The following is a 15893-nucleotide window of genomic DNA, read 5'->3' as shown; positions in this document are numbered from 1 at the left end:
AGCAGCTCCCGCAGCGAGCACGCCACAAACAGCTCAGGCTGACGACGATCCTTTTGACCCAACATGGCGATGCCTCCCGTGACATCGCCATCGAATCAAAATATCAGGACTTCTTCAACAGGCCCGGTCATCATTCATGACCGTTGGTAATGCTGCGACTGCCGCCGCGCCGCACGTGCGGCGTAGCCAAGCCAGCGGATGCTGGCGCCGGCGATTGAGGGGCATGACTTGATCCGGCCCCTCAATCGCCGGCAAAAGTATGATTATTTATACCAGCGGGGTAGGATAGGCACGGGGATGGCCCTGTCAATGACGGGTAGAGCCAGCCATTCCCGCCCCTGCCGGGGGAAAGCCCAGCCCCGCTATTTCTCTGACAAATCGTGCAATTTTGCCGATCAGCCTGAGGATGACTATCCCAAAAGCTGGAAAACCGGGCTATAATGGCCAGCCCGGCACCTCTGCCGGGCAAAGGGAAACCCGCAGGGTGAAGATGCGTCAGCGCAAGGAACAGACCGGTCCCCGGACCACCGGCTTGAATACCACATCCATGAAGCGGATCCATGGTTCCATCGCCCATGATCTGGGCGTGGATATTGTCACCGGCATTTACAAGCCGGGCGACACGCTGCCGGGGGAGATTGAGTTTTCCGAACAGCTGGACGTCTCACGCACCGCCTATCGGGAGGCGGTGCGCATCCTGTCCGCCAAGGGGCTGGTGGAAAGCCGGCCGCGCACCGGCACGCGGGTGACGGAAAAGGAACGCTGGAACCTGCTGGACCCCGACGTGCTGGCCTGGATGTTTGAGGGTGAGCCGAGTGTGGAATTCATCCGCGGCCTGTTTGAACTGCGCATGATCATCGAACCCTCGGCCGCCGAGCTGGCCGCCGTCCGCCGCAGCGGCGCCGATCTGGCCCGCATGGGCCACGCGCTGGAGGAAATGGCACGCCACGGGCTGGCCACGGAGGCGGGGCGGGAGGCGGACCAGCTATTCCACCACGCCATTCTGGAAGCCTCGCGCAACGCACCACTGATGACCCTGTCCAGCACCATCTCCGCCGCTGTCAGCTGGACCACCATTTTCAAACAGCGCAAGCGCAAGCTGCCGCGCGACCCGGTGGCCGACCACCGCGTTCTTTATGAAGCCATCGGCAACAGCGATCCGGTGGCGGCACGGGCCGCCATGGTGGATCTGGTGCGGCTGGCGCAGGAAGATACGGAACTGTCGCTATAGGCAGGGTGTGCCGCTGCGCCACCATCCGCGCTGTCCTGACTTCCCCCTACCCTTAAAGAAAGAGAGTCACAATACCCCGTTTGTTGATCGGGACATGCTTACCTTATACCTTAGCAATCGGAAATCCGGCGCAAACCCCGCCGGCTGCCATGGTAATCGGAAAGCTTGGTGCGATCATGAATAACATTCCCCCCGCCGCCCCGCAGACCCTGACCGGTGGTGAAGGCGATGACCGCCTGACAGGCGGGGCCGATGCCGATGTGATAACCGGGGGTACGGGGAACGACACGCTGACCGGTGGCGGTGGCAATGACAGCCTCGACGGCGAGGACGGCGCTGATGTGCTGTATGGTGACGGCAAGACCTCTGGCAATGATACGCTGAGAGGCGGGGCCGGCGCGGATTCCCTGTATGGCGGCGATGGCGACGATCTGCTGGATGGCGGTGACGACGATGATTACCTGTCGACCTATGGCTATACAGGCAAGACCACACTGATCGGCGGCCTGGGCAATGATGGGCTTTATGCCGGGGACGGGGCTGACAGCCTGAACGGCGGGGAAGGTCAGGATACGCTGTATGGCAATGCGGGGAACGACACGCTGATCGGTGATCTGGGCAACGATTACCTGGATGGCGGTGCCGGCGATGACAGGCTGGACGGCGGCGCTGGCAAGGATTCGCTCTATGGCGGCCTGGGCAATGACAGTCTGGATGGCGGTGACGATGATGATTACTTGTCCACGTCCGGCTCTCTCGGCAAAACCACGCTGATTGGTGGCACCGGCAATGACACGCTTTATGCCGGGGACGGGGCTGACAGCCTGAACGGCGGGGACGGCCAGGATAAGCTTTACGGTGCTGCCGGCAATGACACGCTGACCGGCGAACAGGGCGATGATTACCTGGATGGCGGCGCCGGCGATGACAAGCTGGACGGTGGCGTCGGCAAAGATTCGCTCTTTGGCGGTGGCGGCAACGACAGTCTGGATGGCGGCACCGAAGATGATTTCCTGTCCACATATTATTATAGCGGCAAAACCACGCTGATCGGCGGTGCTGGCAATGACACGCTGCTGGCGGGGGATGGGGCTGACACCCTGTCCGGCGGGGATGGCAACGATAGCTTGCGTGGCTATGCGGGTAACGACACGCTGACCGGCGATCTGGGAAATGACTTCCTGGACGGGGGGGATGGCGATGACAAGCTGGACGGCGGTGCCGGCCGGGATTCGCTCTATGGCGGTGGCGGCAACGACAGTCTGGATGGCGCCGCCGACGATGATTTTCTCTCCACCAGCGGCTTTACCGGCAAGACCATACTGATCGGCGGCACCGGCAATGACACGCTCCAGGCGGGGGACGGGAATGACAGCCTGAATGGCGGGGACGGGAATGACAGGCTGTCCGGCAATGCGGGTAACGATACGCTGATCGGTGATCTGGGCGATGATTACCTGGATGGCGGTGCTGGCGATGACAAGCTGGATGGCGGTGCCGGCAGGGATTCGCTCTATGGCGGTGGCGGCAACGATAGTATTGATGGCGGTGCCGATGATGATTTCCTGTCCACGGCGGGCTTTTCCGGCAACAGCACGCTGATCGGCGGCACCGGCAATGACACGCTGGTGGGCGGTGACGGAACGGATACAGCCGTCTTCTTAAGCAATTACGCCAACTATACCGTCACCACCGAAGGGTCAGCCGTCCTGGTCATCAGCAATACCGGGGAAGTGGATACGCTGACCGGTATTGAAATGCTGAAATTCAATGACCGGACCGTTGCCGCCCCCGTTCTCCCGGTCCTGACCGCCAGCGCCCCGCGCCCGGTGCTGGAAGTGGATAGTGGCGGCGTCAGCAAGATGGTCTTTACGATCAACCTGTCTATCGCTTCCACCTCGGCGGTCACTTTCACTGTCCGCACCGACGGTGGCACCGCGACAGCGGGCCAGGATTACATGGTGGTGGATCAGACGATCACCATGGCACCGGGAACGAAAAGCACCACGGTGACGCTGAATATCCTGGGCGACCGCATCCTGGAAGGCAACGAGACCGTACAGTTGCTGATCAGCGACCTGAAGGGTGCCCAACTGCCCGGTGGTGCCAGCACCCTGACCACCACGGGCACGATTATCGATGATGATGCCATTGATCCGGTCTTCACGCTGGAAGCATATCGCATCCTGAACCCGGATGTGGCGGCGGCCTTTGGTAATGACGATGCCGCCACCATCCGGCATTACATTAACTATGGCCGGGCAGAGGGTCGGCCCAGCGACGGGTTCGACCTGGAATCCTATGCGGCCCTGAACCCGGACCTGTTCAACGCCTTCGGATTTGACAGTGCCGCGCTGAGCAACCATTACCAACGCTTCGGCCGGACGGAACAGCGGCCTTCCATTGGTTTTGATGCCGAAGCTTATGCGGCCTTGAACCCCGACCTGTTCAATGCGTTCGGCCTGGATAAGGCCGCGCTGATCCGTCACTATGTAACCAACGGTCAGGCAGAAGGCCGCCCAATCCTGGGGTTTGACGTTGAATCCTATGCGGCCATGAACCCCGACCTGTTCAATGCTTTCGGCCTGAACAGTGCTGCACTGATCAATCATTACATCAATTTCGGCCGGGCGGAGAAGCGGGAGACCACTGGTTTCGACGTAGAGACCTATGCCGCCCTGAACCCCGATCTGATGGATGTTCTCGGCTACAATCCAACGGCCCTGATCGCCCATTACCAATATGCCGGCCGGGCAGAAGGGCGCCCGGCCTTCGCCCTTAGCACCGCCAGCGGCATGATGGCCGAGCACAGCCTGGGCCTGCTGGGCATGGTGGAAGATCTGGGGTGAGGGCAAAGGCCGGCCTGAAGGGAAGGAGAACTCCCTTCATGCCGGCAGTCGCTGGCCTCCGACCCGCCTAAAGGGCAGCCTTCAGGCGGGTTGGTGTCAATTAAACGTGTAGCGCACACCGAGAGAGAAGGTGCGGGCCAGCAGCAGGGTGCCGAGATTGTACTGTTCGGCATTGCCGGCATTGTCGAACTTGTAATAGTTCTGCTGCTTCGACCGGGTCAGGTTGACCGCATCAAAGGTCAGCCCCACCTGATCGGTGACATTCCAGGAAAGCTGGAAATCCAGGCTTTCCTCCGGCTTGAACCAGACGCCGATCGGGTTGGCGAACAGCCGCGCCTCGTTATTATGCAAGAAGCCCTTGCGCCAGACATAGGACAGGCGTGCCCCCACCGGGCCATGATCATAAACCAGGGTGGCATTGTAGGAGAGCTTGGAGACACCGAAGAATTGTGAGCTGGTCTGGCCGACAATATTCCCGGCGGCATCCGATAGCGGGATATTCTGTTTGGAATCCAGCAGGGTCAGGCTGCCGACCACCCCCAGACCATCCAGCATTTCCGGCAGATAATGTGGGAAATAGGTGGCCCCCAGTTCCAGCCCCTTCAACACCCCGTCAGAGGCATTGACCGGGCGGGTGATGGCGAAATAATCCGTCTTGCCGGCGACAATGCCATTATTGGGGATATATTCGCGCACCGTCAGCGGCACCACCAGCCCGTCAATCTCCCGGCGGAAGCCGGTAAGATAGAGGGCACTGTCCCGGTCGAAATACCATTCGACCGCCAGATCGATATTCTTCGAATGGGTGGGCTTCAGGTCGGCGGTGCCGGCACTGCCGCTGCCATAGCCCACATTGGTCAGGTCGCCCGTCAGCGAATAGTTGGGGTTGATATCCCCGAAATTCGGCCGGCGCAGTGTCTCCCCATAATTGAAGCGCAAGCGCACATCGGACGTCACATCATAGCGCGCCGTGAAGCTGGGCAGCCAGCGGGCGGAACTCTGTGATACCTGCGTCAGCGCGCCGTTCTTATAGCGGTCGAAGAAGTCATAATCGGTACCGACATGCACATAGCGGGCACCACCTTGCAGCTTCAAAGGCCGGTTGAAAATATCGATCTCGGCATCGGCCTGGACATAGGCCGATAGGGTTTCCTCATTGATATCAAACACCTTGGCCAGGGAGAGCTGGTCAGATGTCTTCACCTTGTAAAGGCCGCGCACCGTATCGGCATTGTCATAGAGCCAGTAGCCGCTGGGCAGTACCCAGCTTGTCGGCACATCGGCCCGGCCGTCGAAGAAATCCTTGTTGGTGAACCAGGCCTCACTGGGCAGGGTGGAAAGCTTGGCGCCCAGATTGGCGGCGTCCTGCGTGCGGATGGAAGTGGACGCCTTGCGGTCATCATAGCGGAAACCCGCCTTCACCTGACGCAGGAACCCATCATCCCAATTATACTGCCCATCAAGCGTGGCGGTGAAGGCGCTGCCATCGGCGGCATTGGCATTATCGTAAAGCTGCGCCACGTTCCAGTCACTGGGATCGGCCAGCTTCGCATCATCGTCGAAATGATAGGAGGGGATGCCGCCACCGGCATTGAAATCCGTCTTGATCTGCTTGGCCACCCGGTCGGTGCGCATGGCCAGGAACTCGGACTTGTTCTTGCTGGTCTGATAGGCGGCATCGGCAACAATCTTGGCATTGTCGCCGATGGCCCAGTCACCATTCAGCGCATAGACGAAGCTGTCCGTCTTCGACTTGGTGAAATCGCCGCTGTTGAAGCCATAGACATCATCCACCGTCCGGGCCTTGACGATGTTGGTTCCGTCATAAAGCTGCACCGGGCCGGGATTGCCCCACCAATCGACAAAGCTGAACTGCAGGCTGTTGAAGGTGGTGCCCCGGAAACCGGAATAAAAGAATTCCGCCGTATAGGTGGAATTGTCGTTGGGGGACCATTGTGCGGCGGCATTGACCGAGGGCCGTTCCCGCTTGCCATACAGGTCACTGCTGAACACGGCATCGCGGGACAGGTAATAGGGCACCTTGGCGCCATTGATGGTCAGCGCCGAACCGGGGGCCGTGGGCAGGCCGTAATCCAGGCCGGGCGTCCAGTTGACATTCTTGTCACCGGGGAAGATGCGTTCCAGCGGCTTCAGGCCGGCTGCGGTGGGCGGGGTTTCGGTGGCGAACGGCACCATGGCGCCCGCCGTGGTGGACATGTTGCGGTATTTGGAGCGGTTATAGCTGCCATTGACCAGCAGGCCGAACTCCCCGGCCCCCGTCTCCCAGCGGTCGCTGACCAGCATGGCGACGTTGGGGTTATAGGTGTCGGCTTCCTCATTATAGGTGCCGCGCGCCAGACCGGAGATGGTGAAGCCGTCGAAATCGAACGGCCGGCGGGTTTCCACATTGATCTGGCCGGCCAGGCCGGTTTCCATCTGGTCAGCGGCGCGCGTCTTATAGACATCCACCTTCTTCACCAGATTGGCCGAGACATCCTGCAGGGCAAAGGACTGGCCGGCGGCGGTGAAGATATTGCGGCCATTCAGTGTGGTCAGCGGGTCGGTCAGACCCCGGATGGTGACGGTCGCCACCTCCCCGCCGCCCCGGTCGGTGACCTGGATGCCGGTCAGGCGCTGCAGCGCCTCCACCACATTATTGTCGGGCAATTTGCCGACATCCTCGGCCACGATGGAATCAACGATCTGCGTGGATTCCCGGCGCACATTGATGGCACCCACCACCGAGGCGCGCACGCCGGTGACGATGATTTCTTCCAGTTGATCAGCCTGCTGCGCCTGGGCAGCACTGGTCAGTGTGAGAACGAGCATGGATGCGGAACAGAGTCCGCGTGGCGTGATGGCCATGGATATCCTCCCCCAGAGGTCGCGGCGCATTGGTGCGCCTTTTTAAATTACTCAGACTATTTAATGCTCAGACAAATAAGGCGCAAGCAGTATTTCTGTCATGAAAGGGGGTGGCGATGTGGATGTGGCGGTTTGGGCACAGGGGGGCTTTTCAAAGCCTTGCCCTTGCGCCGCGCCATTCCCCGCACCGGCGGGGAATGGTGGCTGAGCGGCTAGAAATGGCAGGGGAAGTTTCGGAACGGATTCCCCCCCTTGCACATCCTATTTATCAGACAAATCCCCCTAATCCACCAGCCACCGCGCCGCCTGCCCCGCAGCGGTGCCGATGGTTAGCCGTTCCCCGGCCGCCGCCAGCGCCCGGCCGGGCGCCCCCGCCAGGACCAGCCGCACGGCACCGCCGCCGGCATCCTGGCGGGCAAAGGCGGTGGCCTGGGCGCGGGGGGCCAGGGTGACCGCCGCCCCCTGCCCCAAAGTCACCGCCAGATCCGGCCGCAGGATGGGGGAGAGCAGGAAGCTGTCAGCCCCCGGATTAACCGGAACAGCCCGGAACTGTGTCGCCGGCAGCGCGCCACTGCCGATCCGCAGCCCCTCCCCCGCCTGCGCCAGGAAGCGCCCCGGATGCCCCGCCGGGCTGAACCGTTCCGGCAAAGCCCCGTTGCCCACCGGCACACCGAAATCGGGGGTGCCGTCGGGCTGGTAGTAAAGCCGCTGGATGCGGGTATGGCGGTTGGGGTCGAACAGGGAATCACCCTTGATGTCCCGGTAATCGCGCCCATGATAGACTAGAATGTCGCGGCCCTGTTCATCCACGGTGAAGCTGTTATGGCCGGGGCCATAGACACTGGTTTCGGTACAGGAAACAAACACCGGCTGCGGCGATTTCTGCCAGACGGCCGGGTCCATGATGTCGGCATCATCGGGGGCCGTCAGCAAGCCCAGGCAATAGCGGGCATCGGTGGCGCTGGCGGAATAGGTCAGGAACAGCCGGCCATTGCGGGCCAGCAGGGCCGGCGCTTCGGCCACCTTATAGCCCCGGATTTCCCAGTCCAGGGTCGGCACGGTCAGCCGGGCCGGCGGCCGGGCCAGGGTGGTGGGGCTGGCCAGCGGTGCCAGATAGAGGTTGGAGTTCGTCTCGATCCCCGGCTCCTTCTGCGCCCAGCAGATATAGCGCACGCCGCGATGGCTGAAGATGGTGGAATCCAGGGTGAAACTGTCCCACGGTGTCTGCAGCTGGCCGGTCAGGGTCCAGGTACCGGTCAGCGGATCGGCATCGCGGCAGCTCAGCACATAGGTGCGGATATGGAACGGCTCCCCGCTATCGCCAGCGGCGAAATAGAGGTGCCAGGCCCCGTCGAACCAATGCAGTTCCGGCGCCCAGATATAGCCGCCCAGCTTGCCCGTCGCCGGGCGGCGCCAAACCACGGCTTCGCTGTCATCCGCCGCCAGCCCGGCCAGGGTGGGGCTGCGGCGGATGATCAGCCGGTCATATTCCGGGACGGAACCGGTCAGGTAATAATGCCCATCCGTATGGCGGAACACCTGCGCATCGGCGCGCTGGCGCACCAGCGGGTTCAGCGGTGCCGCTGCCGGGGCCGGACCGGCCGCTGCGCGGGCGGCACCGTTGAACAGGCTGCCGCTGGCCGGCAGGCTGGCGGCCCCGGCCAGGAACAGGCGGCGGGAAAGGGCGCTGTGCATCATGGTCCGTCCCCTCAATAATCCGCCACCGGCCAGCCTTCCGCATCCCAGCGGATGGGGGCGATACGCAGGGTGGAAGCGCCGTTATTCTGCCGATCATAGGCGTGATAGACGACATACCAGGTGCCGTCCTTGTCCTGAAACGCGCCGGGATGACCGGGGCCGCGGAAGCGCTGCTGTTCAGGCAGGTCGGCGCGCAGGAAGATGCTGCCGCCACCCTGCATCATCGGGCTGCCATCGCGGCCCAGATAGGGGCCGGTAATCTCCTGCGACCGCCCCGCCACGGTGTAATAGGTGCTGTTTACCCCCTTGCAGCAATAATCATAGGAGGCGAGCAGCCAGTAATAGCCGCCATGGGGAATGATGAAGGGGGCTTCCACCGGGGCGGGCGCGCCGGCCGGTGCCGGACGGCGGGCGATGGAATAGGGTTTGGCATCGGGTGCCGGCTTACCGGTCTTGGCATCCAGCGGGAACAGTTTCAGCCCGGTCCAGAAGCTGCCCAGGGCCAGCCAGTGGCGGCCCTGCGCATCCACGATGAAATTGGGGTCGATGGCGTTGAAATCATCCTTCTCCGTCGACATCAGGACCATGCCCTGATCCTTCCAGCCGTAACCGGCGGCCTTGGGGTCCAGCGTCGGGCTGGTGAACAGGCCGATGGCAGAGCGGTTGGACCCGAAGGTGGAGACGGCATAGTACAGCCGATATTCCCCATTCACGAAGGAGACATCGGGCGCCCACATCTCCTTCGTGCCGGGCACGGCCTTTTGCGCCCAGTCCGGGATCTGGGTGAAAAGCGGGCCGGTGGCTGTCCAGTGCTTCAGGTCCGTGGAGGTGCGGGAGAGGATATAGCGACCCTTATTGCCTGGCACCCCGGTACCGAACACGTAATAGGTCTCACCTTCCCGGATGATCACCGGATCATGGGTGGGGGCCAGATCGCCGGTCAGTTGGGCATTCAACGTACCGCCAACCTTTTCCCCCACCTGCTGCGCCAGGGCCGGCGCCGCCAGCAGCAACAGGGAAAGGGCGGTCGTGGCCAGGGTTTTCTGCAACGCCATGGTTTCCTCCTGATTTCTTTCTGGGTACAGGGGCAGCGCTTTTCGGCTGCTTTGCCGCTTAGGGTCCGTCCATAAACTTCTTACATTTCTCCAAACACTTAACCGTCATTCCCGCGAAGGCGGGAATCCATACGACAGAACGGATTTTGGATTCCCGCCTGCGCGGGAATGACGGCGGTGAGATCGTGAGGGTTCACAAAGCACAGCAACTTTCCGGACGGACACTTTTAGAGCAAGGCTTCTGCCGGCCGCCTCAGCGCAGGTCCAGCACCACCACCGATTTGGCCGGCAGCGTCACCGTCAGTACCCCGCCTTCGATGCGTGCATCGCTGAAGGCGGCGGGCTTCACCACATCCGGTGCGTTGAAATCATTATGGGCGTTGATGGCAGATGCCGTCAGCACCCGGCCGCTGACGGCGCTGGCGCTCACCCCCTCCAGCTTCACCGTCACCTTGTTGGCGTTATTGGGGTCCAGGTTGGACAGGCCGACATGCAGCCGGCCATCCTTGGCCCGCACCGCCGAGCCGCTGACGGCCGGCATCGTCCATTTATCCTTGGTGTAGCTGGGCGTGTCGATGCTGATGGGCAGCACGGTGGCATCCTGCCAGGGCTGATACATCTCAAACACATGGTAGGTGGGCGTCAGCACCATCTTGGGCCCATCCGTCAGCACCATGGCCTGCAGCACATTCACCATCTGGGCAATGGCGCTCATCCGCACGCGGTCGGCATGGCGGGCAAAGATATCCAGGGTGGTGGAGGCAACCAGCGCATCACGCAGCGTATTCTGCTGACGCAGGAAGCCCGGATTGGTGCCGGGATCGCCGGCATACCACGTGCCCCACTCATCCACCGCCAGCCAGACCCGCTTCTGCGGATCATATTTATCCATGATGGCGCTGTGCCGGGTGATCAGATCATCCATCCGCCGGGCCTCGGCCAGGGTCTCGGCCCAGCCGGCCTCATCGAACTGGGTGGCGGATGCCTTGGGCGGCCAGGCGCCGGGAACGGTGTAATAATGCAGCGACAGCGCATCCAGCTGTTTGGCGGCGACGCGCATCATCGTCTCCGTCCAGTCAACATCATCCACATTGGCGCCGGCGGCGATCTTGATGATCTTGGAACCGGCCGGCACCTTGATGAAGGTGGCATAGCGGCGGGTGACATCGGCGGCATATTCGGCGCGCATATTGCCGCCACAGCCCCACAGCTCATTGCCGACGCCGAAATAGGGCACTTGCCAGGGCTGTTTCTGGCCGTTCCTCGCCCGCTCCTCGGCCAGGCTGCCGGCGGGGGCGGTCATATATTCCACCCAATCGGCCATTTCCTGCGGCGTGCCATTGCCGACATTGCCGGCCACATAGGGTTCCGCCCCCAGCTGCTTCACCAGCTCCATGAATTCATGGGTGCCGACACTGTTGGGTTCGGTCACGCCACCCCAATGGGTGTTCACCTTCACCGGCCGCTTGTTCTGCGGCCCCACCCCGTCGCGCCAATGATATTCATCGGCAAAGCAGCCGCCCGGCCAGCGCACCACCGGCACTTTCAGCCGGCGCAACGCCTCGACCACATCAGTGCGAAAGCCATTGCGGTTGGGGATATTCTTGTCATTGCCGACCCACAGCCCGCCATAGATGCCATGGCCCAGATGTTCGGCAAACTGGGTGAAGATGCGGCGATCATAGGTGGGGCCGGGCCGGTCGGCCTGGATGGTGGCGCTGGTGGGCTTGCCAGCCGTCTGGCCCAGGGCGGCCGACACCAGGGCGCTGACGGACAGCAGAACGGCCGTGATCCGGCGCAGGGACGCGATCATGGGTTTCCTCCGTTTAATTTTTTTGATTTTCATCGGCAAGGTCGGGCGGTGCGGTTACCCCTGCAACCGCCCGGCCACCGTCACAGCGACTTTACCGCCACATCCACCGCCGCCGCGCGTTTCAGCCGGTTGCGGGCCGGCAGGGTGAAGGGGGCGGCGGCGATTTCGAACACATCGCCTTCCTGCGTGCGCACCCCGTCGCTGAAGGAGAGCGTAGCGGTACCGAAGAAATGCACATGCACATCGCCGGCGCGGCGGAACAGATCATATTTAAAATGATGATGTTCCAGATTGGCCAGCGTGTGGGACATGTTGTCCTCACCGGACAGGAAGGGCTTCTCCCAGATCACCGCGCCGTCGCGGACAATCCGGCTGCTGCCTTCCACATGGGCGGGCACATCACCGATCAGCAGTTCCGGCCCCAGCGACGCCTGGCGCAGCTTGCTATGGGCCAGCCACAGGTAATTATGCCGCTCCGTCACATGGTCGGAAAACTCGTTGGCCAGCGCCAGACCCAGGCGGTAGGGCGAGCCATCGGGGCCGATCAGATAGATGCCGGCCAGTTCCGGCTCCTCCCCGCCATCCTTGGCGAAGGACGGCATGGTCAGCGGCTGTTCCGGGTCGACCAGTTGGGAACCATCGCCCTTATAGAACCATTCCGGCTGCTGGCCCACCTGTCCGGGGGCGGGCTTGCCGCCCTCCAGCCCTTCCAGGAACATGCGCATGGAATCGGTGACAGCACCCTGCTGGGCGGCCTTATGCATCTTGTCGCGGCCTTCCGCCGACCCCAGATGCGTCAGCCCGGTGCCCGCCAGCACCAGATGCGCCGGGTCTTCATGATCAATGGGGGCCAGCAGACGCCCGGCCGCCAGTTCGGCGGCGATATCCACGGCCGCCCCCTGGCCACAGGCCGCCGCTTCCTCAGCCAGGGAGTGGCCGGCGGCAATGGCGCGCAAGGCCAGTTCGCGCACGGAAGTGACGCCGGACAGGAAACAGGCCGCTTCCCCTTGCGCGAAGATCACCGAACGCGCGCCATCGGCGGCGCGATGCTGCAACAGACGAAGTGCCATCTTTCCTCTCCCGTCACGCCGCTTCGGGCGCACTGTTCATTTCCAGCCGGGGAACCGGCTTGCCAATAACTCTGACATATTACAGGTGGGCTGGATTGGCAATGATGGATGCGCACGGAAGAGGATGAAACAAAAACGCTGGCCCCTCCCAAGGAGGGCCAGCGTCAGGATTATCTATTTGTCTATGTAATTTATGGGGGTGTTGCTCAGATCAGCGCATCCCCCGGCATATCCGACCCCATGGCCAGCAGACCCAGCCCACCGCTATCCGCCGGCAGATAGGCGGCGCGGCCTTCCGCCCGGCCGGCATATTGGTAATGGTTGATCAAGGCGGCATGGTCGAGGCCAAAGACACTCAGCAGGTCAGGGTTCAGCACGGCATAGCTTTCCGCGTCGAACCCTGTCGTCTGCCGCCCCTCTGCCTTGCCAAAATTAACATAATGACGGATCAGGGCAGCCTCATTCAGGCCAAAGGCCCGGTAGAGATCCGGATTCAGCGCCGCATAGGCCTCCACATCGAAGCCGATGATCGTCCGCCCCTCCGTCTTGCCACTATTGATGTAATGGCGGATCAGGGCGGCATGGTCGGTGCCAAAAGCGTTGAACAGGTCCGGGTTCAAGGCTGCATAGGCATCGACATCAAATCCGCTGGTCGCCCGTCCCTCCGCCTTGCCGAAGCGCAGATAATGGTTGGTCAGTGCCGCTTCGTTCAACCCGAAGGCGCTGAACAGGTCGGGATTCAGGGCGGCATAGGTTTGCGTATCAAAGCCCGTGGCCACCCGCCCCTCGGCCTTGCCGTAATTCACATAATGCCAGGTGAGGCTCACAGCATTATTGCCGAATACCGCCACCAGATCGGGGTTGAGCGCACGATAGGCGGAAAGGGAGAAGACCGGATTGGTCGCCAGATCATCATTCAAAATGGTGCCGGTGACGGTCAGGCTGCTGCTGCCATCCAGCAGCCGGGCACCTTGCAGATTGCTGATCACCAGTTGGACGGTTTCATCCTTTTCCACCAGCCCGTCGCCCCGCACATCCACGGTGACGCTGGCCGTCGTCGCCTTGGCGGCGATGGTCACCGTACGGTCGATGGCCGTATAATCGGTTCCCGCCGTGGCCGTGCCACCGCTGGTGCGCACGGTGAAACTGACAGCATTGCTGGCCGCTTCCGACAGGCTGACCGTATAGACCAGTTGCGCCACCTTGCCTGTCGCCCCTTCCAGGACCGGCTTGGCGCTGACCGAGAGATAGGGCGTGCCGGGGGTGACGGTCGGGGCGGCGACGGTGCGATCAGCGAATTTCAACCATTCGATACCGCTCAGCGTATCCACCTCCCCGTTGCCGCTGGTGACGCGGATATCGCTTCCCTGCAGACCGATGCTGTAGCTGGCATAGGTGCCGGCAAAAATGGCGGTATCCGTCCCTGCCCCGCCCACCAGCGTGTCATTCCCGGCCCCGCCGGTCAGGCTGTTATCCGTGGCATTGCCGGTCAACAGGTCGTTGCCATTGCCGCCGATGGCATTTTCAATGACGGTGCCGTAACCGATGAAGAACTGACCGGCTGTCAGGAACAGGTCACTTTTCGCACCGAACCAGCCCCAGCCACCATCACGCAGATCAATGGTCACCGCCTGGGTGGCGCCGCTGGCCGATACGGTATCATTGCCGCCACCATCCCAGATATAGCGGCCAACCTCGGTTGACGACAGGGTATAGCTATCGGCCCCGTTGCGAATATCCTTGTTGGGACCATAGATGTACTGGATGGCGGCAATGTCATAAACACCCAGATTGCCGCTGTTACTGCCATTATAGGACATCACGGTGTTGCTGCGGCTATCCTCTGCTGTCGGCAGATAGGGCGGGGAAGCGCCACCACCCCCGGCATTATAGTTGCCCGGATGCTTGAACCCCAGCGTATGGCCGATTTCATGAATATAGGTGCTGAGCGGCACGCCATCGGAATCCATCCAGACGCTGCCCGCCGCCGTGCCGAGATCGGCATAGCCGGCAGCCGATGTCAGGCTGGCAGCGGCGAATTGAATGTCCGGCGCAGTGGCGGTTTCAACAAAACGGACATTCGCCACCGCCGCCCATAGGGCAAAGGCGTCCCGGGCCAATTCCTTTTCCGCTGCATTGAACACACGCGGATCAGTGCCGCCATAAAACAGCTGCACCGACAGATCCGTCCGCCAGCCAAAGGTGACAAGGGCCTTATCCGTGTTTTCCCGCGCCATATGGGAGTAATTGGCGACAACGGACTGGATAAAATAAGGGGCTGCCGAGCCGTCGCCGACATAGCGGATATTTTCAATTGAACTGTCGGCAACATAGCCTCGAACCGACACGATCGCCGTGTCGCTGGCCCCGCCTGTATCCCAGATCGTATCTTTCAGATCGTCAATATAATAAGTGTCATTGCCGTCGCCGCCATTCAGTGAGTCGGTACCGGCCCCGCCGGTCAGGGTGTCGTCACCATCACTCCCGTACAGCGTATCATTGCCGGCGCCACCGATCAGGATGGCGTTGGAAGCAGTGCCATAGGTGGACAGATAATCATCCCCGTCCCCACCATCCAGGCTGTCATTGCCACCGCCGCCATAAAGCGTGTCATTGCCGGCCCCGCCGGTCAGACTGTCATTGCCGGTGCCGCCATCCAGCGTATCGTTGCCGGCTCCACCGGTCAGGGTGTCATTGCCGGCATATCCATAGGCACCGTCATCCCCGTCGCCGCCATCCAGGCTGTCATTGCCATCGGCGCCATAGAGCATGTCATTGCCGGTGCCGCCGCGCAGGGTATGATTGCCGGTCATGCCATAGGCTGACAGGTAATCATTATCGGCCCCGCCATCCAGCAGGTCATTCCCGATACCGCCATAAAGCGAATCCCGCCCGGCCCCACCGATCAACGTGTCATTACCGGCTTCATTACCGTAGATGACATCACTGCCATCACCACCATCAAGGCTGTCATTACCGGCCAGGCCCTGCAGCGTGTCATTGCCGGCCAGGCCGGTGATTGTGTCGGCATCGGCCCCGCCGGTCAGGCGGTCATTGCCGCTGGTACCGGTGATGGTCTGCGGGGCGGCCAGGGGGCTGGCCAGCCCTTCATCCGCAGGGACGGCCATGGGGGCGGCGGCCGACTGATCTGCCGGCGCGGGAAGATCAGCAGTCGGTGTGCCGCCCAGGAAGGGCAACATCAAGATATTCTGAAGATTGCCGCAAGCAATGCACATGACCAACCCCTGTCAATCAAAGCTGAATTATTTCCGTTTTGTTTCCATGATGGCACTGACAATCCTGGAATTCCGG

Annotated in this window: 8 protein-coding genes; 2 read left to right on the top strand and 6 right to left on the bottom strand. The window is 61.9% G+C overall.

Going from position 1 to position 15893, the window contains the following annotated elements:
* Positions 1-490: 490 nt before the first annotated feature.
* Positions 491-1231: a FadR/GntR family transcriptional regulator gene (locus tag GE253_RS22825; protein WP_153206462.1), complete on the top strand. Its 741-nt coding sequence runs from the start codon at positions 491-493 to the stop codon at positions 1229-1231.
* A gap of 176 nt (positions 1232-1407) precedes the next feature.
* Positions 1408-4080 carry a Calx-beta domain-containing protein gene (locus tag GE253_RS22820; protein WP_173012785.1) on the top strand — a complete coding sequence of 891 codons (2673 nt, stop codon included), beginning with the start codon at positions 1408-1410 and terminating at the stop codon, positions 4078-4080.
* A gap of 96 nt (positions 4081-4176) precedes the next feature.
* On the opposite strand, the gene GE253_RS22815 is transcribed toward GE253_RS22820, so the two are convergent.
* The 6 genes from GE253_RS22815 to GE253_RS22790 form a co-directional block, all read right to left on the bottom strand.
* Positions 4177-6909 carry a TonB-dependent receptor gene (locus tag GE253_RS22815; RefSeq protein WP_211101557.1) on the bottom strand — a complete coding sequence of 911 codons (2733 nt, stop codon included), beginning with the start codon at positions 6907-6909 and terminating at the stop codon, positions 4177-4179.
* Between the two features lie 318 nt (positions 6910-7227).
* Positions 7228-8643, bottom strand: coding sequence for a glycoside hydrolase family 43 protein (locus GE253_RS22810; RefSeq protein ID WP_211101556.1), 1416 nt, complete (start codon positions 8641-8643; stop codon positions 7228-7230).
* An 11-nt stretch (positions 8644-8654) separates the two neighbouring features.
* Positions 8655-9698, bottom strand: a complete 1044-nt coding sequence (locus GE253_RS22805; protein ID WP_173012784.1) for an arabinan endo-1,5-alpha-L-arabinosidase — start codon at positions 9696-9698, stop codon at positions 8655-8657.
* A 253-nt stretch (positions 9699-9951) separates the two neighbouring features.
* The gene (locus GE253_RS22800) at positions 9952-11511 is read right to left on the bottom strand and encodes an alpha-L-arabinofuranosidase C-terminal domain-containing protein (protein ID WP_153206452.1); all 1560 of its coding nucleotides are present in this window, start codon (positions 11509-11511) and stop codon (positions 9952-9954) included.
* Between the two features lie 80 nt (positions 11512-11591).
* Positions 11592-12581 (bottom strand): AraD1 family protein, encoded by a 990-nt coding sequence (gene araD1, locus GE253_RS22795; protein WP_153206451.1) that lies wholly within the window; start codon positions 12579-12581, stop codon positions 11592-11594.
* 206 nt (positions 12582-12787) lie between these two features.
* Positions 12788-15781, bottom strand: coding sequence for a M10 family metallopeptidase C-terminal domain-containing protein (locus GE253_RS22790; RefSeq protein ID WP_211101555.1), 2994 nt, complete (start codon positions 15779-15781; stop codon positions 12788-12790).
* Positions 15782-15893: the final 112 nt, after the last annotated feature.

Origin of the sequence: Niveispirillum sp. SYP-B3756 (genome assembly GCF_009495745.1) — a bacterium.
Classification (GTDB): domain Bacteria; phylum Pseudomonadota; class Alphaproteobacteria; order Azospirillales; family Azospirillaceae; genus Niveispirillum.
This window is presented reverse-complemented; position numbering and strand designations above follow the sequence as displayed.